General features: G+C 70.1%; 22 protein-coding genes. 7 read left to right on the top strand and 15 right to left on the bottom strand.

The window, feature by feature from the left end:
• Positions 1-2 precede the first annotated feature (2 nt).
• From IFT89_RS03380 to IFT89_RS03355, 6 genes are read right to left on the bottom strand one after another with little or no spacing between them, the layout of a single operon-like run.
• Positions 3-875 (bottom strand): MurR/RpiR family transcriptional regulator, encoded by an 873-nt coding sequence (locus IFT89_RS03380; protein ID WP_202938222.1) that lies wholly within the window; start codon positions 873-875, stop codon positions 3-5.
• On the bottom strand, positions 856-1,731 hold the full coding sequence (gene phnE, locus IFT89_RS03375) for a phosphonate ABC transporter, permease protein PhnE (RefSeq protein WP_202938221.1): 876 nt from the start codon (positions 1,729-1,731) through the stop codon (positions 856-858). The genes IFT89_RS03380 and phnE (IFT89_RS03375) overlap by 20 nt, the downstream gene beginning before the upstream one ends.
• Positions 1,728-2,561 (bottom strand): phosphonate ABC transporter, permease protein PhnE, encoded by an 834-nt coding sequence (gene phnE, locus IFT89_RS03370; protein ID WP_202938220.1) that lies wholly within the window; start codon positions 2,559-2,561, stop codon positions 1,728-1,730. The genes phnE (IFT89_RS03375) and phnE (IFT89_RS03370) overlap by 4 nt, the downstream gene beginning before the upstream one ends.
• Entirely contained in the window at positions 2,558-3,382 is an 825-nt protein-coding gene (gene phnC / locus IFT89_RS03365) for a phosphonate ABC transporter ATP-binding protein (RefSeq protein WP_086474192.1), read from the bottom strand. The genes phnE (IFT89_RS03370) and phnC overlap by 4 nt, the downstream gene beginning before the upstream one ends.
• 39 nt (positions 3,383-3,421) lie before the next feature.
• Positions 3,422-4,432, bottom strand: coding sequence for a phosphate/phosphite/phosphonate ABC transporter substrate-binding protein (phnD, locus tag IFT89_RS03360; protein WP_202938219.1), 1,011 nt, complete (start codon positions 4,430-4,432; stop codon positions 3,422-3,424).
• Positions 4,433-4,463: 31 nt separating this feature from the next.
• Complete coding sequence (locus IFT89_RS03355; protein WP_202938218.1) at positions 4,464-5,171, bottom strand: HAD family hydrolase; 708 nt, start codon at positions 5,169-5,171, stop codon at positions 4,464-4,466.
• 150 nt (positions 5,172-5,321) lie between these two features.
• Here IFT89_RS03355 and IFT89_RS03350 point away from each other — a divergent pair, with 150 nt between their 5' ends.
• On the top strand, positions 5,322-5,939 hold the full coding sequence (locus IFT89_RS03350; protein WP_202938217.1) for an amino acid deaminase: 618 nt from the start codon (positions 5,322-5,324) through the stop codon (positions 5,937-5,939).
• Between the two features lie 6 nt (positions 5,940-5,945).
• Here the strand turns inward: IFT89_RS03350 and IFT89_RS03345 are convergent, their stop codons facing one another.
• Both IFT89_RS03345 and IFT89_RS03340 read right to left on the bottom strand, forming a co-directional pair.
• A complete protein-coding gene (locus tag IFT89_RS03345) occupies positions 5,946-6,506 on the bottom strand; it encodes a hypothetical protein (protein ID WP_202938216.1) in 561 nt (186 codons plus the stop codon).
• A gap of 83 nt (positions 6,507-6,589) precedes the next feature.
• A complete protein-coding gene (locus IFT89_RS03340) occupies positions 6,590-9,709 on the bottom strand; it encodes a DUF7507 domain-containing protein (RefSeq protein ID WP_202938215.1) in 3,120 nt (1,039 codons plus the stop codon).
• Between the two features lie 175 nt (positions 9,710-9,884).
• On the opposite strand from IFT89_RS03340, the gene IFT89_RS20695 reads away from it, so the two are divergent.
• Both IFT89_RS20695 and IFT89_RS03330 read left to right on the top strand, forming a co-directional pair.
• Positions 9,885-11,516 (top strand): helix-turn-helix transcriptional regulator, encoded by a 1,632-nt coding sequence (locus IFT89_RS20695; protein ID WP_191941569.1) that lies wholly within the window; start codon positions 9,885-9,887, stop codon positions 11,514-11,516.
• Between the two features lie 138 nt (positions 11,517-11,654).
• Positions 11,655-12,491, top strand: a complete 837-nt coding sequence (locus IFT89_RS03330; protein WP_191941568.1) for an alpha/beta fold hydrolase — start codon at positions 11,655-11,657, stop codon at positions 12,489-12,491.
• 63 nt (positions 12,492-12,554) lie between these two features.
• On the opposite strand, the gene IFT89_RS03325 is transcribed toward IFT89_RS03330, so the two are convergent.
• The 4 genes from IFT89_RS03325 to IFT89_RS03310 are packed head-to-tail and all read right to left on the bottom strand — an operon-like array spanning position 12,555 to position 17,120.
• The gene (locus IFT89_RS03325) at positions 12,555-13,892 is read right to left on the bottom strand and encodes a glycoside hydrolase family 32 protein (RefSeq protein ID WP_192018422.1); all 1,338 of its coding nucleotides are present in this window, start codon (positions 13,890-13,892) and stop codon (positions 12,555-12,557) included.
• Positions 13,893-13,945: 53 nt separating this feature from the next.
• Positions 13,946-14,779: a carbohydrate ABC transporter permease gene (locus IFT89_RS03320; RefSeq protein WP_244650563.1), complete on the bottom strand. Its 834-nt coding sequence runs from the start codon at positions 14,777-14,779 to the stop codon at positions 13,946-13,948.
• 8 nt (positions 14,780-14,787) lie between these two features.
• A complete protein-coding gene (locus tag IFT89_RS03315) occupies positions 14,788-15,738 on the bottom strand; it encodes a carbohydrate ABC transporter permease (protein ID WP_191941566.1) in 951 nt (316 codons plus the stop codon).
• Positions 15,738-17,120, bottom strand: coding sequence for an extracellular solute-binding protein (locus tag IFT89_RS03310; RefSeq protein ID WP_202938213.1), 1,383 nt, complete (start codon positions 17,118-17,120; stop codon positions 15,738-15,740). The genes IFT89_RS03315 and IFT89_RS03310 overlap by 1 nt, the downstream gene beginning before the upstream one ends.
• Positions 17,121-17,270: 150 nt before the next feature.
• Here IFT89_RS03310 and IFT89_RS03305 point away from each other — a divergent pair, with 150 nt between their 5' ends.
• A complete protein-coding gene (locus IFT89_RS03305) occupies positions 17,271-18,311 on the top strand; it encodes a LacI family DNA-binding transcriptional regulator (protein ID WP_202938212.1) in 1,041 nt (346 codons plus the stop codon).
• A 37-nt stretch (positions 18,312-18,348) separates the two neighbouring features.
• A complete protein-coding gene (locus tag IFT89_RS03300) occupies positions 18,349-19,266 on the top strand; it encodes a carbohydrate kinase family protein (protein WP_202938211.1) in 918 nt (305 codons plus the stop codon).
• 19 nt (positions 19,267-19,285) lie between these two features.
• On the opposite strand, the gene IFT89_RS03295 is transcribed toward IFT89_RS03300, so the two are convergent.
• Entirely contained in the window at positions 19,286-19,918 is a 633-nt protein-coding gene (locus IFT89_RS03295; protein ID WP_137243504.1) for a MerR family transcriptional regulator, read from the bottom strand.
• Between the two features lie 69 nt (positions 19,919-19,987).
• Here IFT89_RS03295 and IFT89_RS03290 point away from each other — a divergent pair, with 69 nt between their 5' ends.
• A complete protein-coding gene (locus IFT89_RS03290; RefSeq protein ID WP_202938210.1) occupies positions 19,988-20,479 on the top strand; it encodes a DUF4188 domain-containing protein in 492 nt (163 codons plus the stop codon).
• Positions 20,480-20,482: 3 nt separating this feature from the next.
• On the opposite strand, the gene IFT89_RS03285 is transcribed toward IFT89_RS03290, so the two are convergent.
• On the bottom strand, positions 20,483-21,106 hold the full coding sequence (locus IFT89_RS03285) for a hypothetical protein (protein ID WP_202938209.1): 624 nt from the start codon (positions 21,104-21,106) through the stop codon (positions 20,483-20,485).
• A 46-nt stretch (positions 21,107-21,152) separates the two neighbouring features.
• The gene (locus IFT89_RS03280; RefSeq protein ID WP_137243501.1) at positions 21,153-22,421 is read right to left on the bottom strand and encodes an ammonium transporter; all 1,269 of its coding nucleotides are present in this window, start codon (positions 22,419-22,421) and stop codon (positions 21,153-21,155) included.
• 178 nt (positions 22,422-22,599) lie between these two features.
• Between IFT89_RS03280 and IFT89_RS03275 the strand changes: the two genes are divergently transcribed.
• Complete coding sequence (locus IFT89_RS03275; protein WP_137243500.1) at positions 22,600-22,911, top strand: GNAT family N-acetyltransferase; 312 nt, start codon at positions 22,600-22,602, stop codon at positions 22,909-22,911.
• The last annotated feature ends 7 nt before the right edge of the window (positions 22,912-22,918 follow it).

The raw sequence follows: 22,918 nt of genomic DNA, 5'->3' as shown, positions 1-22,918 counted from the left end.
GGTCAGTCCGAGGCGTCGTCCGACAGCGAGCCGCTGATGACCGCGAGCGTCGCCGACTGGGCGCGCTGCGCACGATCGCCCCGTCGGCCCACGAGCAGACCGACCACGGATTCCGTCACGAGCATGATGGCGGCCCGGGAGGTGTGCACGAGTTCGTCCCGGAAGGTGGCGTCGATGGGGGCGACCACGAGCGCGACATCGGCGAGTTCGGCGACGGCCGATCGCGGGAACGAGGTGATCGCGAGGACGGTCGCGCCACTCGCTCGAGCTGCCGCGGCCACGTCGACGGACGCCCGGTTCGCGCCCGAGCCTGACAGGACCAGACACGCCGCGCCCGGGCCGAGGTGGGTGGCGGCGATCTGCTGCCCGAGCGTGTCGGGCAGGTACTCCGCCGGTCGGCCGGCCGAGATGAGCCGCATCGCCAGATCGGAACCGAGCGGTGAAGAGAGGCCGTTCGCCGCGATGAGCAGTCTCGGCGCCTCATCGAGCACGCGGACGAACCGTTCGAGCGTCTCCTCCGTCATCGCCGACGTCGTCTGGCCGAGGCGACCGGCGAAGTGGTCGACGGCCGCGCGGAGGGTGCCGAGCATCGTGTCGTCGCCGTCGTCGCGGGCGGTCGGTGTCCCGAGCGCGACCTCGCGGGTGAGGGCGACCCGCAGCTGCGGGTAGCCCTCGTACCCGAGCGACTGCGCGGTGCGGATGACGGTGGCGCGGCCGACGCCGGCGAGGTCGGCGACCTCCTGGGCGGTGCGTTCGATGCTCGCCTCGATGTCCTCGGCCACCGTCTCGGCCACCCGGCGTTCGCTCGGCTGGAGCGACGGCGCGAGCATCGCGATCCTGGCCGTCGGCGGGGCGTCAGCGGACCCTGTCCACATTGCGGCTCCTCGTCGTGCGGGCGGGAAGGGCGGTACGGGTGGTGCGGGCGATGCCGGGGCCCCGGGTGATCCGGCGTCGGATGGCACCCGAGATCGCGTCCATCGTCATGGTCACGACGACCACCACGATCAGCAGCATCCCGACTGTATCCCACTGGCGATAGTTGGTGTAGTTCGCCAGCATGCTGCCGATCCCGCCCGCGCCGACGAGCCCGAGGACCGCCGAGGTGCGGATGTTGATCTCGAACCGGTAGAGCGCGAGCGACAGCAGTGCCGGGGCGGCGGCAGGCCAGAGCGCCCAGCGCGTCACTTCGGCGGTACCGCCACCGGCCGCGCGGACGGCCTCCGAGGCGCCCTCCTGCACGGACTCGATCGTCTCGTAGACCCACTTCCCCTGGGTGCCGATGCCGGCGATCCCGAGGGCCAGCGCACCCGTGAACGGGGTGAGCCCGGTGATCGTGAGCAGGATGAGGGCGATGATCACCTCCGGGACCGCGCGGATGACGGCGAAGACCCCGCGCAACGGCAGCCGCAGCCAGACCGGACCGACCGACCCTGCGGCGAGCATGCCGAGCGGGATCGAGACGAGGACGCAGAGGATGGCCCCGATCCAGGCCATCGAGATCGACCGCCACATCTCGGTGAGGGCCCGCGGCAGCTTCTCCCAGTTCGGGCTCTCGAACATGAGCCCGCCGAAGTGCACGAGCTGCGCCGGGACGGTGCCGAGGTCGCGCCAGTCGATCGGCAGGCCGGCGGTCGCGGCGATGACGACGATCCCGACGGCGACGGCCGCGATGGTCGGGACGAGTCGCGAGGGACGGCGGGGGAGCACGGGGTTCGGATCGTTCGCGGTCATACGAGTCGCCTCCGCAGCAGGTTGGACGCGACCTCGATGAGCACGACGACGACGAGGATCTCGAGGACGATCACCGAGACGTCGTCGTAGGCGTAGAACGCCCGCCGTTCGTCGAGCAGCCGACCGATGCCGCCGGCACCCACGATGCCGAGGATGGCGGAGATGCGGACGTTGAGCTCCAGGGTGTACAGCCACTGGTTCGCGAACAGCGGCCAGACCTGCGGGAGGACGGTGACGCGGTTGATCTGCGTCTGCGTCCCACCGGCGGCCTTGCCGGCCTCGATGTACGGGTGGTCGGCCGAGTCGATCGCCTCCGAGACGAGTTTGACGATGATGCCGAGGTCGAAGAGGAAGAGCGTCAGGAGGCCGGGCAGCGCACCGACGCCGACCATGGCGACGAGGATGGTCGCGTAGACGAGGTCGGGCACCGCTCGGATGACGTTGACGATCGCGCGCAGGATGCGACGCGACAGACCGTTCGGGTTCGTCGGGGCTGCCGCCCACAGCGTCAGCGGGACGGACAGCAGCGCAGCGGCCACCGCACCCACGAGCGCCATCTGCAGCGTCTCCAGCATCGGTTGCACCGTGCGGGGTAGGAAGGCGACGTCGGGTTGGAAGAGCTGGAGGAGCAGCCCGGATCCGTTGTCCCAGTGGGAGATGAGCGCGCCGAAGTCGAGCTGCACGCCGCCGATCGCCGGGAGGCAGGTGGCGATCGTGAAGGCGGCCACGGCCCCGATGATGAGGGCGGTCCGCAGCCGGGTGCTCGGCCTGGGCGGCAGCTGCCAGTCGGTCCCGGACGGCAGCTTCACGTCGGTCCCGGTCGCCGTCATCGGTCGAGCCGATCGTCGGGCTGGATGGGGCGACCGTAGATCCGCTCGAAGTCCGCCTCGGTCGCGTCGGCTGCGGAGCCGTCGTAGACGAGTTCGCCGTCGCGGAGCCCGATCATGCGCGTCGTGTAGGTGCGCGCGAGGTCCATGAGATGGATGTTCACGAGCACCGTGAGGCCCGTCTCGGTGTTCACTCGGCGCAGGTCGTTCATCACTGTGTGCGCGGTCGGCGGGTCGAGGCTCGCGACGGGCTCGTCGGCGAGCATGACGCTCGGCTGCTGCGTGAGGGCGCGGGCGATCGCGACACGCTGCTTCTGCCCGCCGGAGAGCTGCGCCGCGCGGGTCCAGACCTTGTCGAGCATGCCGACCGACTGGAGCGAGCGCAGCGCGAGCTCCCGGTCGGTAGCCGTCGTCAGGCCGAGGACGTTCCGGTACGTCGGGGTGCTGGCGAACCGGCCGACGAGCACGTTGCGGTACACGCTCGTCCGGTCGGCCAGGTTGAAGCCCTGGAAGATCATGCCGACGTGCCCGCGCAGCCGACGGAGCTGCCGGCCGCGCAGACCGGTGACGGTGTGCGGCCCGACGGCGACGGTCCCGCTCGTCGCCGGCACGAGGCCGTTGATCGTGCGGATGAGCGTCGACTTGCCGGAGCCGGAGAGCCCCACGACGGAGACCATCTCCCCGGCGGCGATGTCGAGTGAGACGTTGCGGAGCGCCTTCGTGCCGTTCGGGTAGGTGACCGAGACGTCGTCGAGACGGATGGACCACGACGCGGAGGCCGCGAGCTGGGCTCGGGCCTCCGCGCGATGCTGATCAGTGTTCATGCACCGGACTCCTGGAGAGGGTCGATCGGTTGGAGCAGGTCAGTTCGAGAACTGGTCGAGGATCTCGCCGTAGCGGGTGATCTCGTCCGGTGCGGTCTTGTCGGTCCAGCCGGAGAGGCCGACGAGGTCGAACATGACCTTCTTCGCCGCGTCGGAGGAGTCCGCGTAGCCCGCCATGAGCTTCGTGAGCTGCTTGGTGAGGTCGGCCGGGAGCGACTTCGAGACGGCGACGCCACCGTTGGGGATCATGTCGGTGTAGGCGAAGGCGACGACCTTGTCGGCGACGTCGGGCGCCTCCTTGAGGACGGTCGTGCGCGCGTCCCAGTAGCCGAACGAGACCTCGGCGTCGCCGTTGTAGACGGAGAGGACCGCGTTGTTGTTGCCCTCGACCGGCACCTGGGTGATGTCGGCGTCCGTGTCGATGCCGGCGTCACGCATGGCGACCACGGGGTACTGGTATCCGGCGGGTGAGGTCGCGGCCTGCAAGGCGACCTTGGTGCCCTTCGAGATCTTGTCGAGGGCCTTCAGCGCCGCCGGTCCCGAGCCGGTCGCAGCGTCTGCGCCGGGCTCGATGCCGTTGCAGTACGAGAGCGGGGTGTCGCTCGCCGCGTAGGTGACCATGACCGGGGCCTCGGCGCAGTACTTGTCGGGGTTGTTCGTGTAGGCGACCGACGCGTACGAGGTCGCGCCGAAGCGGACGTCGCGCAGGACGAGGTTCGCGTCGTAGCGCTCGGTCGCGTTGTAGAGCGAGCCGGCGTCGGTGATGATGACCTGCGCCTGGTCGCTGCCGAGGGCCTCGACGGTCGCGGCGTAGTCGGTCGCGACGACCCCGTTGACCTCGATGCCGAGGTTCTCCGACAGGTAGCTGGTGAGCGGGTCGAGTGCTTCGGCGAGGTCCTCGCCCTCCACCGACGGCACGAGCGAGATAGTGATGGAGTCGGGCCAGGACGCCGTGCCCGTGGCCGACGGGGACGAGGCGGCGGGGCTGCAGCCGGCGAGGGCGAGGGCGGCGACGGCCGCGACGCCGGTGAGGAGCAGGGTCTTGCGCATGTTCGGGATGCCTTTCGAGGGTGGAGGGTGATCAGGAGGCGGACGGAGCGGGAGTGGAGGTCTGGGAGGCGTCGGGGAAGCGCGATGCTGCTGCGGCCCAGGCGATGATCTGCTCGTACAGATCGGCGAGCGACCGCCCACGCATCGTGGCGGTGGCCGTCGAGCGCTCGAAGGTCGCGCCGACGAGGGCGGTGTCGGCGCCCAGCTCGGCGGCGGGAGCGAGGTCGTTCTCGACGATGTCGCCGACGGCGAGGACGGGGCCGGCGGCGAGCGCGTCGCGGATGAGCGGGACGAGTCCGGCCGGCTTCCCGACGGTGAAGTGCACGGCGTCGAACGCCTCGGCGACGCCCCAGGACTGGAGGAGCGCCGTGATGCCGTCGCCGGGGGCGTTCGTGGCCAGGACGAGTCGGGCGTGGGCGCCCAACGTCTCGAGGAACGCGGGCAGGCCCTCAGGGGAGTCGACCGCCGCTTCGCTCGAGCCGAGCAGCGCGCGGGAGTCGTCGTAGGACGCGCCGATGACGTCGGCGCCGACGCCGGCTTCGCGGGCGATCCGGGTCACGGCGTCGTACCCGTCGCGGGCGTCTGTCTCGCCGTTCGTGAATGCGGCGAGGGCGGCCTCGGCGCGCATCGCGAATCCGGTGTCGCCGGTGCGCTCGGCGATTGCGCGGGCGAAGGCCGTGATCGGCCCGTCGCCGAGGGCGAGGGTGCCGTCGAAATCGAAGAGGATGGTGGGGGCCACAGGCGCTCCTTCTGAGCGTTTCGTTCACACGGCCGCTCCTGCGGACGCTGCGTCCATCATGGACGGCGAGTGTGGACGCAATCACCATGGCGGGTGAACGGCGGGTGAATTCACCGACGCACGAGCCGCCTATGCTGTGGTGCTGTGATGATGACGGAGCTCGCGCGACGAGCAGAGACCGAACCCTCGACCGTGCTCGAGGAGCACTCCTGGTTGGGTGCGGCGATCGACGAGGACACGGCGGCAGGCCGGTTCGCCTCGTGGGGTGCGTCGACCGTCATCGACGAGCACACGGGCGGGCCCGTGATCCCTCGTGTGCTGTTCGAGGCACTCCATGCGCGCGCCGGCCTCGCCGCGGCCTGGCCCGTCGGGAACGCCGGGCTCCTCCACGTCTACGGCTATCTGCTCTCGTCGGTCCCGACGCCGTACGGGTTGAAGCGTGACCGCTGGCTGGACGGGAGGCTCGCGCGCGCGTTCGGGCTCCCCGACGACGAGTTCGTCCCGTGGGCTCGTGCGTCGTCCCTGCTGTCGCGGGTGACGGCGGCCGCGCAGGACCTGCTCGCACGACCGGTACGGACGGCCGAGGGCCCGTCCGGTCGGATGCGTCTGGCGCTCGGCGACTCGACGGACACCGACGCCGTCGCGCTCGTGTACGGCATCGACGAGCGCCTGATCACGACCTTCCCGGTCGCCTCCGGAGCAGCGGTGCTGGAGGAGTGGGACGCCGACCCCGACCGTCCCCGGTGGAACGCGGCTGTCGAACGCTGACGCGGATCAGGCGTCGGAGGATCCTCGGTGGGCGTCCCGGCGACGCCCTGATCGCACACCGGATCGGCGGAGGCGCCCGGCGACGAGACCGGCCAGCTCCATGGCGAGGACGTAGCTCACGACGCGGACCGCGAGCAGCACGATGACGAGCACCGGCGAGACGAGGTCGGGCGAGATCACCGCGAAGGACAGCGCCCAGATCGCGACGCCGCCGGCCCCAGCCGCAAGCCAGGTCGTCACGCGGGTGGGGAGACGGCGGCGGGCGAGCACCAGGTCGATCGCCGCTGCTGGAACGATGAGCGCGACGATGATCGCCGGGCCGAGGGCCGTGACGGGCAGTGCGAGGAGTCCGGTGACGGCTGCGGTGAGCACCGTCGCACCGGGGACGCCCGTCCAGTGCCTGGCGAGCATCGGCATCACCATCGTGACGGCGGCGATCGCGGCGTAGAGCACCGGGTTGAGCACCGCGGCGGTCGACGTCAGCGGGCTGACGAGGAAGAGGATGACGGCACCGACGGCGCCGAAGGCCGCACAGCGCAGCAGGGTCGTGGTGGTCGCGGATCTCATGGCCTCAACAGGGTAGTGGTGGTGGAAGTACGACGGGCGGGCCGAGCCCGAAGGCTCGACCCGCCCGATCGGTCAGGTCCGGGTCAGCGCCCGGTGACGAGGCGGCGTCGGATGACGAGCCCGGTACCGAGCAACAGCAGGATCGCCGCTCCGACCACCAGTGGTGCGACGGTCGTTCCGGTCGAGGCGAGCACCGGACCAGGCGTGCTCACGGTGGCCGTGGACGGGTCGGAGGTGAACGATTCGCCGCCCGGCGTCGTGCCGGTCCCGAATGCGGTGTTGCGGATCGAGCCCGCGTTCAGGTCAGCCTGGGTGACCGTGTACGTCGCGGTGCAGACGACCTGGAGCCCGGGGGCGAGGAGCGCCGTGCCGGTCGGGCAGGTGATCGCGGAGAGCGTGCCCGTGCCGGTGAAGTCACCTTCCTGGACCGCGACGTCACGCAGCGTGACGTTGCCGGTGTTCGTCACCTGGAACGAGTAGGTGATGACCTGTCCTGCGGTCGTGGCCCGCTCGACGTCTGCCGTCTTGACCACCGAGAGACCGGGGACGGGCGGCGACGGGATCGTGACCTCGGACGGCGGCGAGACCGGCGGCACACCGTTCACGCTGTTCGGCGGTGTCGCCGTCGCGGTCGCCGAGTTCGTGATCAGGCCTGCGTCGACGTCGGCCTGCACGACCGTGTAGGTGGCCTCGCAGGTGATCGTCGTGCCCGGTGCCAACGAAGCGGCTTCGGCCGGGCAGACGACGTCGGACAGCTCGCCGGCGCCGGAGAACTCCCCTTCCACCACCGTCGGGTTCGTCAGCGTGACGTTCCCGGTGTTGGTGAGGAGGAAGGAGTAGGTGACGACCTGGCCGACCGCGAGGCCGTCCTGGGCGACCGCATCGGCCGACTTCACGACCGTGATGGCGGGTGTCGCCGGGAACGCGACGGTGGTCTCCGACGGCGGCGAGACCGGGGGAGTGCCACCGTTCGGCGGGGTGCCGGTCGCGGTCGCGCTGTTCGTGACCGATCCCGCGTCGACGTCGGCCTGGGTCACCGTGTAGGTGGCCTCGCAGGTGACGGTCGCGGATGGAGCGAGCGCGCCTGCCGCGGGCGGGCAGACGACCTGGGACAGCTCACCGGTTCCGGTGAAATCGCCCTCGACGATCGAGACGTCGGCGAGGGTGACGTTGCCGGTGTTGGTGACCAGGAACGAGTAGGTGACGTCCTCGCCGGCGTTCGCGACCGTGGTCGGGGTCGCGGACTTCGCCACCGTGATGGCGGGCGCTGCCGGGAACTCGACGGTGGTCTCCGACGGCGGTGAGACCGGGGGAGTGCCGCCCGCCGGCGGGGTGCCGGTCGCGGTCGCCGAGTTGGTCACCGAGCCGGCGTCGACGTCAGCCTGCGTGACCGTGTAGCTCGCTTCGCAGGTGACGGTCGCCGCCGGGGCGAGCGAGCCGGCTGCGGCCGGGCACACCACGTCGGAGAGCTCGCCGGTGCCGGAGAACTCGCCCTCGATGATCGAGACGTCGGTCAGGGTGACGTTGCCGGTGTTGGTGACGAGGAACGAGTAGGTGACGTCCTCGCCGGCGCCCGCGACCGTCGTCGGCGTCGCCGACTTCACGACGGTGAGCGCCGGGGCCTGGGCCACGCCCGGAATGGTGACCTCGGACGGCGGTGAGACCGGCGGCTGGCCCTGGGGCGGTGTCCCGGTCGCGGTGGCCGAGTTGGAGACGCTACCGGCATCGATGTCGGCCTGCGTCATCGTGTAGGTGGCCTCACAGGTGACGGTCGCCGTAGGCGCGAGCGAGGCGGCTCCCGCCGGGCAGACGACATCGGAGAGGTCACCGGTCCCGGTGAACGCGCCCTCGTCGACCTGGACGTCGGTGAGCGGGACGTTGCCGGTGTTGGTGACGAGGAAGGAGTAGGTGATCTCGTCGCCGACGGCGTACTCCGCAGCAGCGGGGGACGCGGACTTCACGACGGTGATCGCGGGGGCCTGCGGCACGAACTCGACCGTGGCGTCGGCCGGCGGGTTGAGGCCCACGCTCGTGATGTTGTCGGGACCGTTCGTGAAGGTCCCGGCGACGGGCGAGGTGACCTCGACGGTGACGGCGCAGGAGGTCATCCCCTGGCTGAGGTTGCCGGTGACGTCGATCGACGAGCCGCCCTCGGGCGCGGTGACGACACCCGACGGGCAGGTGGTCGAGGCGTCGCCGTCGGCGATCGTCAGGCCGGCGGGCAGCGCGTCCGTGAAGGACCAGCCGTTCTTCGCCGCGAGCTCATCGGTGTTCGTGATCGTGAGGGTCAGCGTGGACGTCTCACCGGCGACGACGCTCGCCGGGCTGAACGACTTGTCCAATTGCGGGGAGACGTCGAGCACCTGGATGTTGTCGAAGGCGTGGTCGTTGCCGGCCGTGCCGCCGCCGGTCAGGTTGCGGGCGACGATGCCGACGGTCGCCCCGGGGAGCAGGACCGCTCCCGGCGAGACGTAGGTGCCGACGCGGACGTTCTCGGCCCCTGCCGCACCGGTGGCCGGTGCCGTGACGGACCGGGAGCCGGCTGCGGTACAACCGTTGACGGCCCCGACGGAGTGCGCACCGCCCTGGTCGTCGGTGAGGAAGAACTCGAGGACGGGCTGCTGCGACGCGTTGCAGGACACCGCCGCGAGATCCACCGAGGTCGTGAGGTACCGGCCGGCGCTCGTGAGCGCGATCGGATCGACGGTCGCGAACTCGACCGCGTTCGGCGGGTTCATCGTGAGGTTCTGCTGCGAGGTCCAGGCGCTCACGGAGTGGTTGGCCGTGTCGCCGGCGCCGAGGGCCCAGGCGAGCTGCCGCGTGCGCCCTTCACCGGACGCCGACGCCGCGAGGCACTGCGGCTCCGCGGACGAGGCGAAGCTCGTGATGTTGCCGTTGCACTGGGTGTGGTCGCGCCAGGAGGCGTCCGCGGTGTACCGCGTGCCGTCGGCTCCGACGTAGTCCTCGATGTACGTCGGCGACGTCACGCCGTTCTCGAAGTCCTCGGTGTAGACGACCGAGCCCGACTGCGGTGTTCCCGGCGTCCCCGGCAGCGCCTGCGCGCTCGAGCCGACCCCGACGAGCGAGAGCGCCGACAGGACGGTCACCCCGATGATCCCCATGGTCGCGCGACCGGCGGACGGTGCGCCCCACCGGTTCCGCCACCGTGCGCGGTGACCCCTTCGACCCGTGTGCTGCTGCATGTGTGTTGCCTTCCCCGTGAAGCGGCGGTGCGCCCGCCGAAAACCTGGCCCCAGCTGTGGGGCCGAGGATCAGTAGAGCGGCAACCCCGACGCGGCCCGGGCGGATCGGCCAAAGACCACCCCGCATCCTGCCCCGGGTGTTCCCCGACAGGTGACGGTCACTTAGGGTTGACCCGTGCGCATCGGTCGGAATAGGTACTTTCCCTCCCTCGGGGCGGGGTTCCTCCACCCCACGGACGTCGCCCCGGTCACCCGTCTCCTCACCACGGCCATCCAGGAGGAGGACTGGGACACGGTCGTCTCGGTGATCGAGTACGAGTGGGGGATCCTCATGGCGCTCGACCTCGCGACACTCGACCACGCACTGCAGGCGCTCCCGGCGCGGGTGCTCTCGAACCACCCCATCGTCTTCGCCGTCCGCGAGATCCGGCTCAACATCCGCGGGGAGACCGACGCACTCGACCAGTCGGTGGGGCAGTTCCAGCTCCCGACCCATCCCGACGACATCCGTGACCGCGCCCGCTCCGAGCTTGCGCGCATCAGCCTGAGCGCATCGACGGCGTTCATGATCGCCTACCGCGTGCACGGCCGGCACCAGCGCGCGTTGCACTACGCGCGGATCACCGAGGAGCTCGCTCGCCGGGCCCGCGTGCACCGCCCGACCGAGTTCGCGCCCCGCGTCCCCACAGCCCTGCTGCAGGTGGGGATCACGAAACTGCTCGTGGGAGACCTCCATGAGGCGAGCCTCGTCCTCCGCGAGGCGTACGAGCTCCGGCACGAGTCCTGGGACGGCCGGAACGGCGGGGACGCCTCCGGCAAGCTCGCCCTGCTCTACGCCGTGCGCGGCGAGATCGTTGAGGCGGACCGCTGGCTCGAGCGCCACGACGACGGGGGCGGCGCGCACGGGTGGATGGTGCCGCTGGTCCAACTGTCGGGTGCCATCGCCCGGGCCTTGATCGCCATCGCCCGCGTCGACCGGGCAGCGGCTGAGGCGGCGCTCGCGACGCTGGAGCTCCAGGTCAACCGCGAGCGGTCCTGGGCCCCGTTCATCACCTACGCGCAAGCGCAGCACGCACTCCTCTGGGGCGATCGACGGGCGGCGCTGCAGCTCATCGAACGCACCCGCGTGTTCGCCGGTCGCAGCCTGCGTCATGCCGGGTCGGAGCGACTGCTCGACGCCGTGGAAGCGTCACTCCTCCTCGCCCTCGACCGGCCGACGGAGGCCAGCGTCCTCCTCGACGGCCGTGACCGCAATGCCCACACCGCGGCGGTCGCCTCGCGGCTCGCGCTCCTGAGCGACCGCAAACCCCTCGCCCGGGAGCTCGCCACCGCCGGGCTCGCCGAGGAGCACATCGACGCCGGTGCGCAGACGGAGCTGCTCATCACCTCGGCGCTCGCCGACGACTCGGACGAGGACGGTCGGCGGCATCTCCTGCAGGCGATCGCGACGACGGCGCGGACCGGGATGCTGACGCCCTTCGTGGTGGCGCCGCGCAGGCCGCTCCGACACCTCCTCGGCACGATGTCGCCCAGCGAGACCCATGCGCGGATCGAGCGGACGCTCGCCTCGAGTCCCGAGCCGACGCCGGAGACCGTGCAGCTCGTGGAGCTCACCGCCACCGAGCGTCGGATCCTCCAGCTCTCCGCGGAGGGCCGGACCCGGCAGGACATCGCGCAGGCGCTGTACGTGTCCGCGAACACGGTGAAGTTCCACTTCCGGAACGTCTACCGGAAGCTCGGTGTCGACTCCCGCGAGGACGCGCTGGCCACCGCACGGCGGTTGGGGCTGCTCCCGACCGAGCGGTGAACGTGCCGGGTCGCCACGTCGCCGGAGTCTTCATCGGATAGGACATCGCCTCGCGGTTCGCAAGCCCCCATCCGCTCGCGGCACTCCCTCCGAAGCTGGTCTGAGTGGCCGCGACCTGCGGCCCGGGAGAGGAACGCCATGTCGGAGATCACCGCACACCACGGCCTGCTGAAGGAGACGAAGCTGCACGTCGACGACACCGGCGGCACCGGACGCCCGGTCGTCCTCATCCACGGGTGGCCGCTGTCGGGCGAGTCGTGGAAGGAACAGGTCCCGGCCTTCGAGGCCGCCGGCTACCGTGTCATCACCTACGATCGCCGCGGCTTCGGTCGCAGCGACAAGCCGCTGACCGGTTACGGCTACGACCGGCTCACCGACGACCTGCAGGCCGTCATCGAAGCCCTCGACCTGCGCGACGTGACGCTCGTCGGGTTCTCGATGGGTGGCGGCGAGGTCGCCCGGTACTTCACCCGCCACGGTTCGGAGCGCATCCACAGTGCGGTGTTCGCCTCCGCAGTGCCGCCCTACCTGCTGCAGACCCCCGGCAACCCGGACGGTCCGCTCCCCGTCTCCGAGGCCGCGAAGATGACCGCAGGTCTCACGGCGGACCAGGACGCGTTCTACGACCAGTTCACGACCGACTTCTTCTCGGTCGACGGCGAGCTGAAGGTCACGGAGGAGCAGCGTCAGGAAGCCCTCGCGCTCGCGCACCAGGCGTTCAAGCCCGCCGCGCTCGAGGCGATGGCGTCGTTCGCGAACACCGACTTCCGCGACGACTTGCCGAACGTCACGGTCCCGACGCTCGTCATCCACGGCGACAGCGATGCGACCGTCCCCTTCGAGGGCTCCGGTGCACGGACGCACGCGGCGATCCCGACGTCGACGCTGTATGTCGTCAAGGGTGCGCCGCACGGCGTCAACGTCAGCCACGCGGAGGAATGGAACGAGGCCGTCCTGGAGTTCCTCGCGAAGTAGGTCCGGCGACTGCACGCGGTGACGCGCGGCGCATTCCGTGCCGCGCGTCACCGCGTTTCCGGGTCAGCGGGACGCCGACACGCCGCCTGCCGTGGGGAGGGCCAGCGACCAGGCCTCGGCTCGCACGGCCGCGTCGTGCCGCACGGCGTACCGCTCGCCGTCGGCCGGATACGCCCGGAACGTCCGGGCGGGGTGCCCGGTGTGGTGGATCTCGACGATGGACGCGTCGATGAGGATCCGGACCTCGTCACCCTCGGCCAGCTCGCCCCGCCAGATCAGCTGCGTGTCCGAACCCTCCAGCTCGAGGGAGGCCGTGCCTGCGCCGGTGAGCCGCACCTCCGCCTGATCGGGAAGCGCTGCCGAATCGACGACCTCGGCCCGGAGCCCCGTCAGCTCCCGCGCGGGGATCAGCTCGACCTCGTCGCCGCGGACCACGAGCTCGCGCGGGAACGTCAGCATGCCCGACCAACCCTGCTCGTCGGTGTCCGTCTGCGTCCGGCCGCGCACGCCATCGGGTGCGATCTCCTGGGCCCAGCCCCAGAGCAGTACCCGCTCCGACTGTCCGTCCGAGCCGTCGGACTGCACGGCCTGCGGCGCGTAGAAGCTCGACCCCTCGTCGATGATGCCGGTCCGCCGGGCGCTGAACACGGGCCGCCCGGTGGCCTCGTCGAGCTCCATCGAGCCGAGGACCCAGGCCACCCCGCGGTGCGGCTGGCCGTCGAGCCACAGTGACACCAGCAGCACCCAGTCGTCGCCGACGCGCACGAGCTGCGGGCACTCCCACCCTTCGCACGGAGCGAGCTCCGAGACGACCGGCGCCTCGGCCGTCAGCAGGTACCCCTCCTCGGTCCAGGCGTCGAGGTCGTCGACACCGTAGAGGAGCAGTGCGCCACCGACGTCGGAGCGGCCGGCACCCTGGATCGCCCAGCGGCGCCCACCCAGCTCGAAGACGAACGGGTCGCGCACCATCGTCACGCGCTCGTCCGCGGGGAGCCCGGCAGCGACGATGCGTTCGCCGCTCCAGTCCTGCGCATCCGCCGAACCGTGGACCACGACGACCTCCGAGAACCCGTGTCGATCACGCGCGCCCGAGTAGACGACGGCCGGCCGGCCCTGGTCGACGACCCCGACGCCGCTCCAACAGCCGAAGCCGTCGGTGGTGCCAGGGCGTGGTGCCAGGGCCACCGGGTGCTCCTCCCAGGCGAGCAGGTCCGGCGAGCTCACGTGACCCCAGTGGATGTCCTCGTGCCGGGCCGACCCCGGGTTGTACTGGAAGAACACGTGCCAGCGACCGTCGACGAACATGATGCCGTTGGGGTCGTTCAACCACCCGGCCTCGGGTCGTGGATGCAGCAGCGGGAAGCCGCGGTCGAGGACGTGCGTTGCGTGGAGGCCGGTCATGGCTTCCTTTCGGTTCGAGATCAGTCGGATCGAGGGGAGGGCGGTGGTGCTGGTCACTTGCTGACGCCGGCGGTGAGTCCTTCGCGCAACGGCTTCTGGCCGAAGACGAAGACCAGCGCAGCCGGGATCATGGACAGGACGACACCGGCGAGGACGGTCGCGACCGACCCGGTGCCGAGGTTGCCCTGCAGGGTCACGAGCCCGAGCGGGAGGGTGAAGTTCTGCTCGCTGATCGTGAGGATCAACGGTCGGAAGAACTCGTTCCAGTGGTAGTTGAAGGCGAGGATGCCGACGATGGCGAGGCCCGGGGCGGCGAGCGGCAGGTAGATGCGGAAGAAGATCTTCCACGGTCCCGCCCCGTCGATCTGCGCCGCCTCGGCGAGCTCCGGCGGCAACCCCATGAAGTACTGCCGCATGAGGAACGTGCCGAACGCCGTCGGGATCATCGGGATGATGAGCGCGAGGAGCGTGTCCGAGAGTCCCATGCCGCGGACGAGCATGAACACGGGGACGATCGTCACCTGCATCGGCACCATCATCGTGGCGAGGATGAGTCCGAACAGGATGCGCTTGCCGCCGAAGTCGAAGCGCGCGAACACGTAGCCGGCCATGGCCGCACTGAGCATCTGCCCGGCCGCGATGAGGAGCGTCACGAGCGCGCTGTTCCACGTGTACAGCAGGATCGGGATCTTCTGGAAGACGTCGATGAACGCTCCTGGGCCGAACTCGGTCTGCCCGGTGGCGACGTTCGCCGGGGTGAGGGCCGTGATGAGCGTCCACACCACCGGAGCGAGGGTGAGGAAGGCGGCGATGACGAGGACGAGGAACTTCCCGGCCGAGGCGAGTCGGCGGCGTGTTGAGTCGGGGGTGACTGCTGCGATGGACATCTGGGACCTCATCCGTAGAAGACGAAACGCTTGCTCAGCCGGAACTGTGCGGCGGTGACGAGCATGATCAGGAGCGTCAGCACGATGCCGATCGCTGCGGCGAGACCGAAGTCGAGCTGCTGGAACGCGGACTCGTAGATCACCATCACCGCGGTTCGGGTGTCGTCTCCCGGCCCACCTCGCGTGAGGACGTACGGCTGATCGAAGATCTGCAGGGCGCTGATGATGGCCATGACGGACGCGACGAGCATGGTGGGACTCACGAGGGGCAGGGTGACGTTCCGGAACTGGCTCCAGCCGTACGCGCCGTCGAGCGACGACGCCTCGTAGACCTCGCGCGGGATCGCGGCGAGTCCGCCGATGAACAGCAGGAAGGTGAAGCCGAAGTTCTGCCACACGTACACGAGGAGGACGACGATCTTCGCTCCGAACCCGGTCGTCAGCCAGCCGATGTTCCCGACGCCGAAGAGCCCGAGGAACTCGTTGACGAGGCCGAACTCCTGGTTGAACAGGTACGACATCACGAGCGACACGGACGCGGCCGACAGCACCAACGGGAAGAACAGCGCGGAGCGGAAGAAGGTACGCAGCCATTCCGGCATGCGCGACTGCACGAGGATCGCGAGGAGGAGCGCGACGGCGAGCTGCAGCGTCACCGCAACCACGACGAAGCCGACCGTGTTCAGGAAGGACACGCGCACCGTCGGGTTGGCCGCGAGGTCGACGAAGTTGCCGACGCCGACGAACTCGGGTGCCGAGATGATGTCCCACCGGAAGAAGGCGAGGACGAACGACCCGATGATCGGGACGAAGCTGAAGAGTCCGAGGCCGATGAGCGTCGGGGCGAGGAACACCCAGACGAGCAGCCGGCTGCCGCGAGGGGCCTGCTTGCGCCGTCCGGTCTTGGCCTCGGGCGGGACGACCAGTGCCCGGGTCGCCGTCGGTGACTGCAGTGCCATCATCGTCCCTTCAGCGCGAGTTCGAGGTCTCGCTGCATCGTCTCGAGGCCGCGGCGGACGCCGTTCGGGCCATTCGTGATCGTGCCGACCACGTTCTTGATGAGGGCCGACTCCACGGCCGCCTGCTGAGGCGGTGCGGGCATCGGGCCGGTCGTCGGGAACCGGTCGAGGGTGTCGTAGAAGACCTCCCAGTGCTTCGGGCCGATGTCACCGCCGTACAGCTCGGCGTTGAGCGAGCGCCGGGGCAGCGACGAGTCGGGCTGGCTGTGCGCGATCGACATGCCCTCGACGGAGATGCAGTACTTCATCCACTCCCACGCCTCGTCCTTGCGTTCGGAGGTCTGCATCATCGCGTAGCCGCCGGCTCCGAACTGGTGGCGCTGTCCGCGCATCTTCGCGAAGTAGGTGACGTCGTACTCGTCGTCGCCGAGGCCGGCGTCGTTGAGTCCCTTGACCCAGAACCCGCCGGCCGGCGTCATGCCGACCGAGCCGCGGGAGAAGAGCGAGACGAGCTCGTTGCCGCCGCCCTGGGCGGGGTTCGCGGCGATGCCCTCGGAGACCATGCGCTGCAGGACCTCGAAGCTCTCGACGGTGCGGTCGCTGAGCGCGTCGGCGTTCTCCCACAGGTACCCACCACCACGAGGGGTCTCGTTCGGGTAGAACTTCGACCACATCCAGTCGCCGCCGGGTGCTTTCTCCTCGGTGAGGAAGCTCGTGTCGTTGATGTACAACCAGGGCACGACGCCGCCCCAGAGTCGGTTGTTCCAGAAGTACGGCAGGAACGATCCGGGGGCGCTGGCCTGCATGGTGCGGCCGACGGTGAAGAAGTCGTCGACCGACCAGTCGTCGCGCGGACGCTCGAGGCCGGCCCGCTCGAACGCGGAGGTGTTGTAGTACATGTTCGCCGCGTTGAAGTTGTCGGGCAGTTGGAACAGGTTGCCCTTGTACATGAACGACTCGATGAGCGAGGGGTTCACGTCGTCGAAGTACTCCTGCAGCTCGGCGGCGTCGCGCTGCACGTACTCGTCAATCGGGTGGGCGAGGCGCTCGGCGAACAGCTGGGTGCCCTCCGTGGCGACCGACACGATGTCCGGCGGGGTGCCGGCCGCGACCATCGTGAGGATCTTGGCGAAGAAGTTGCCCCAGTCCTGGCCCTGGATCGCGATGATCCGGACGGGGATGTCGGGGTGCAGCTTCTGGAAGCCGTCCACGAGCGACTGCCGGGCGGCGGCGTCCTGGGCGGTGCCGAAGAGGGCGACGGTGAGGGCGTCGTCACCTCGGCCGGGGATGTCTCCGCCGGTGAGGCGCGGCCAGGAGATGGCCGTGCCCGCCAGACCGAGACCGAGCAAGGCGAGTGCCGCCCTGCGACTCAGATCAACCACGTTGTTGCTCCTGCGAAATCGGGGCCGACCGTTCGCAGGGCGCGGACGATGAGCCGTGAATAGAGGTGCTGAACGGATTCAGCAAACGAAACATAACACAGCTCCGCGCGATATGCTGAACTGATTCAGCAAACCGCACGAGGGAGTGTCATGTCCACGCAACGCCGCCGCACGACCCTCGCGGACGTCGCGGAGCGCGCGGGCATGTCCAAGGCCGCGGTGAGCATGATCATGAACGACCGCCCCGGTTCCCGGCTGTCCGCGGACGCCGTCGAGCGGGTACGCGCCGCCGCGGCGGAGCTCGACTACCGCCCGAACCCCGCGGCCCAGGTGCTGCGCCGCGGGAAGACCAGGACGATCGGGTTCATCTCCGACGAGGTCACGCTCACCCGGCACGCCTCGGGGCTCATCGGCGGCGCGCTCGAGGTGTCGAAGGCCCACGACCACACGATGCTCATCGCGGAGACCGAGGGGATCGAGGGCGGCCTCGCCCGCGCCTTCGAGACGATGATCGACCACCGGGTCGACGGCATCCTCATCGGCCTCCTCGGCGCCCGCCTCATCGACCTCCCCGCCACCTCGACCGGTGTCCCCGTCGTCGTGCTCAACGGAGCGTCCTCCTCGGGGCACGCGAACGTCCTGCCCGACGAACGTGCGGCCGGGTACGCGGTCGCGAAACGGCTCGTCGACGCGGGTCACCGACGGATCGGCGTGGTCGGCGACCTGCCGCAGGACGTCATCAGCGACCCACGACAGAGTGCGACGGTGGCGCTGCGCTTCGCGGGCATCGCCGCGGCGTTCGCGGAGGCCGGGATCGAACCGGCGCGCGTCGACATCGTCGAGTGGCAACCGGAACCCGGTTACGAGGCGACGGCCACGCTCCTCGAGCGCCACCCGGACGTCACGGCGATCCTCGCCGCGAACGACGGCGTCGCCTTCGGTGCCTACCAGGTGCTGCTCGAACAGGGGCGCCGGATCCCGCAGGACGTCTCCATCGTCTCCTTCGACGACGAGATCCTCGCCGGCTACCTGCGCCCGGGCCTCACCACCGCACGGCTGCCCTATCAGGAGATCGGCGCGCTCGGAGCGTCGATGCTCCTCGGCCAGCACGCCCTCGGGCATGAACTGGTCACGATGCCGATCATCGAGCGCGACTCGCTCATCGCCGCGGTGTCGACCGACGCCGGTTGACGCCACCCGACCCTCGGATCCAGCAGAGAGAGATGCCATGCACGCAGCCCCCACGACCGACGTCCTCATCGCCGGCGAGACCCTCATCGACATCGTCCGGCGGCTCGACGGGACGCAGGCGGAGAGCCCCGGCGGCAGCCCGGCGAACGTCGGGATCACCCTCGGCCGGCTGGGCCGCGCCCCTGCCCTGGTGACCCATGTGGGCGACGACGAGCGAGGCGCGGCGATCAGCTCCTGGCTCGACGCGTCCGCGGTGGCCCTCGTGTCGGCTCCGACCGGTCGGACGTCCACGGCGCAGGCGACCCTCGACGCCGAGGGTGCGGCCACCTACGAGTTCGACCTCTCGCTCGATCTGGAGGCCTCGGGTGCGCCGGACGCCGCCGTCGTCCACACCGGCTCGATCGCCTCGGTCCTCGAGCCGAGTGCCGACCGCCTGCGCGAGCTGGTCGAGGCGCGTCGTCCCTCGGCACTCATCACCTACGACCCGAACATCCGGCCATCGCTCATCGACGACGCAGCTCGCGTGCGTCAGTCGGCCCTCGACTGCATCGCACGCGCCCACGTCGTGAAGGCGAGTGACGAGGACGTCGCGTTCCTCCTGCCCGGTGTGGCGCCGGTGGACGCCGCTCGGGAGTGGGTCGCGGCCGGGCCGGGACTCGTGGTCGTGACGATGGGTGGTGACGGGGCGGTCGCGGTCAGAGACGGTTCCGTGCTCGAGATCGAGACGCCGCGGGTGCAGGTGGCCGACACCGTCGGTGCCGGCGACACGTTCATGGGTGCGCTGATCGACGGACTGCTGACCGCCGGTATCGCTGGGCCCGGAGCCGAGGAGCGACTTCGTGAGGTGTCCGACGAGGTGCTGCAGCAGCTGCTCGACCGCGCCGCACGGGCCGCGAGCATCACGGTGTCGCGGCCCGGGGCGAACCCGCCCACCTCGGCGGAACTCGACGCCTGAGGCCCTCGGAGCCTGAGCGTCAGGATAGCTGGGGCGCCGGGTCTTCCGTCCCGGCGAACCGCTCCGATGACACCACCTGCTGAGCCGCCCGACGGAGGGCGAGGATCAGCGGTTCGGTGAGCACGGTGCCGAGCACGATGTACTGCACCGCGAGCTCGGGGGAGTCCGCCGGGATGCCGTCGATCTCGGCTTCGGCGATGCTGCGCGCTGCGTCGACATAGCGGTCGAGCACCGCGGGTGGCACGGTGAAGCCGGCTCGTTCCAGGGTGTCCAAGGCCCCGGCCAGGCCGGCGAGGAGTCCGGGATCGCACTGCGCCTCGATGCCGCCGAGTCGTTCGTAGAGCTCCAGGGCGCGGGTCGTGTCGACCGGACCGCTCGGGCGCGGGGTGACGGCGGTGTGGGCGACGCCGAGGAGGTCGTAGGGGCCCGCCGGCGGTGAGTCGAGCGCGGCGACGACGTTGCGGGTCTCCGCGATGCTCACGCCGGCGGTGAGCAGCGCGCGGATCACGCGGAGCCGGGACACGTGTGCATCGCCGTAGCTCGCCTGGGTCGCCGAGGTGCGCTCGCCCTCGGGGAGGAGTTGCTCGCGCAGGTAGTACTTGATGGTCGCCACCGGCACCTCGGACACCGCCGCGAGTTCCGAGATCCTCATCCTGTCCCCCTCGTCTGGATAGTGCTACTATCCAACTTGGATAGCGTCACTATCGAACAGGAGCAGTCTATGTCACGCGTCGTCGTCGGCCGAATCACCCATCGTCACGAGGGTGAGCTCGTCGTGTTCCACATCGGGATGACCATCAACCAGTGGTGGCGGGTGGACAAGTGGCTCCCGATCTTCGGCGACATGCCGCGCATGCTGCAGGAGCTCATGTCCGACCCGGAGTCCGGGCTCCTCGGTTCGCACATCCTGCTCGGTTCCAGCGGCCCGTACCTCGTCCAGTACTGGTCGTCGATCGACAAGCTCTACGCCTACGCGTCAGCGCCGGCCTCCGCCCATCGGCCTGCCTGGTCTCGGTTCAACAAGCGCGCCCGGTCCGCGCCGAAGGCCGTCGGCGTCTGGCACGAGACGTTCCTCGTCGATCGCGCCGAGAGCATCTACGTGTCGACCCCGTCCATGGGGCTGCCCGCGGCGACCGAGGCGGTGCCCGTCGGGTCGCGGCAGCAGCACGCGCGACAGCGGTTCGCCGACGGCCGGACCGCCGGTCAGCACTAGCGGTCAGCGGTAGCGCGGCGGAACGGCGAACGGCGCGGAGACGAGGGCGGCACCCTGCGGGACCTCGCCGTCGCCGCGCCGGATCGGACCGCGCAGGGCGAGGGTGATCCGCAGGCCGTCTGCGGGATCGTGCGCGGTCTCCGGCTGCTCGAAGTTCAGCGTCGGCGGGTCCTCCGAGGTGCTGTAGCTCAGCAGGATCATCGAGCTCGACCCCGAGGCCCGCAGCCGCGGCCTCGAGAGGCGCACCGAGGATTCGCGCACGGTCAGGACCTCATCGCGGTGCAGGATGCGTCCGGGGCCGTTCAGCTCGTTCCCGCCCGCGCGGACCGCGACCTGTGGGCCGGCGAAGCCGACGATCGCGTGGTTCATGTCGTCGGGAGCGGCGATGAGTCCGGCGGCGTCACGGAGCTCGACGACCTGCAGGCGCCAGCGGATGCGGCGGTCGACGTCGGTGCTCGTCCAGACGTCTCGCACGCTACCTCGGCCGCGGTCGAGTGGTTGCCGCACGAGGTCGGCGAACCGGACGAGCCGGGGCGGGCCCGGGTCGGCCGGTGGTCGTGACGCGACGTCGACGAGGACGAGATGAGCGGGGGTGGCAGCCGGTTCGGGTCCAGCTGCTCCGCGCATCTCGTCCTCGTCGGGTCGGGTCGGGCAGGTCGTTCAGATCGGTGGATCAGGCCTTGTCGTCGACGAGGATGTAGCCCTCTTCGCCGTGGACCACGGTGTCGATGCCGGCGATCTCGTCCTCGTTCTTCACGCGGAACCCGATCGTCTTCTCGATCGCGAAGCCGATGATGAAGGCGAGCACGAAGGAGTAGATGAGGACGGCGAACGCGGCGATCGCCTGGACGAGCAGCTGCGAAGCGTCACCACCCATGAAGAGGCCGGTGCCGTTGGCGAAGAAGCCGAGGTACAGGGTGCCGATGAGACCACCGACGAGGTGGATGCCCACGACGTCGAGCGAGTCGTCGAAGCCGAGCTTGAACTTCAGGTCGATCGCGAGCGCACAGACCGCGCCGGCGACGACACCGAGGACGATGGCCCAGATCGGGTGCAGCGAACCGCACGCCGGGGTGATGGCGACGAGACCGGCGACGGCACCCGACGCGGCACCGACGGAGGTCGGCTTGCCGTCCTTGATCTTCTCGACGACGAGCCAGGCGAGCAGGGCTGCTGCCGGGGCCGCGATGGTGTTGACGAACACGAGTGCCGCGGTGCCGTCGGCCGCCAGTTCCGAACCGGCGTTGAACCCGAACCAGCCGAACCAGAGGAGACCGGCGCCGAGGAGGACGAACGGCGGGTTGTGGGGGACGTAGGCGCCCTTCTTGAATCCGACACGACGACCGAGGACGAGCGCGAGGGCGAGCGCTGCCGCACCGGCGTTGATGTGGACCGCGGTACCACCGGCGAAGTCGATGACGCCGACGCCGAAGACGTCCTGCAGGCCGTGCGTGATCCAACCGCCGTAGGCGAAGCTGCCGTCGTCGGCGAGGCCGAAGTTGAACACCCAGCTCGCGACCGGGAAGTAGACGACGGTCGCCCAGATGCCGGCGAAGATCATCCAGGAGCCGAACTTCGCGCGGTCGGCGATGGCGCCGGAGACGAGGGCGACGGTGATGATCGCGAAGGTGGCCTGGAAGGCGACGAAGGCGAGTGGCGGGTAGGCCGCTCCCTCAGGCGTCTCGAGGGCGGCGGTCAGACCGATGTTCCCGGTGTCGATCGCCCAGGGGGCGACGGTGCCTTCGGAGCCGGGGAACGCGATCGCGTACCCGTAGAGCACCCAGAGGACGCCGATGAGGCCGAGTGCGCCGAAGCTCATCATCATCATGCTGATGACGCTCTTCGCCTTGACCAGGCCGCCGTAGAAGAACGCGAGCCCTGGTGTCATGAGCAGCACGAGTGCCGCTGATATCAGGATGAACGCTGTGTTTCCTTGATCCATTCGAGGTGCCTCTCCGCAGGGACGCGGCTGGAGCGCGTCGGGTGCGCCCAGCGTGACACCGGCGTGTTTCCGATGGCCTGTGCGCGTGTTTCCGGCACGTTGCGGAATCGGCCGCTGCGTAAACAGCACATGACGGATCGCTCGACGTACAGTGGGGGACGAACGGAAGGGAGCCCCGATGTCGACATCGAGCACACCCGAGGACGGCCCGCAGGTCGTCCGCAACGACGAGCGTCACGAGTACGAGATCAGAGTGGGGGAGCGCGTCGCCGGGATCGCCGGGTACCGGGAGGAACCTGGTCGCATCCTGTTCACCCACACCGAGATCGATCCCGACTTCGGCGGGCAGGGGCTCGGCAGCGTCCTCGCCGCCGCGGCGCTCGACGATGCGGTCGAGCGAGGACTGACGATCGTGCCGTACTGCCCCTTCATCCAGGCCTACCTCCGTAAGCACCCGGACTTCAGTGGCGAGGTGTCCTGGCCCGAGTGACCGGTCG

The sequence above is a fragment of the Plantibacter sp. CFBP 13570 genome, assembly GCF_014841395.1.
Taxonomy (GTDB): Bacteria; Actinomycetota; Actinomycetes; order Actinomycetales; family Microbacteriaceae; genus Plantibacter; species Plantibacter auratus.
This window is presented reverse-complemented; position numbering and strand designations above follow the sequence as displayed.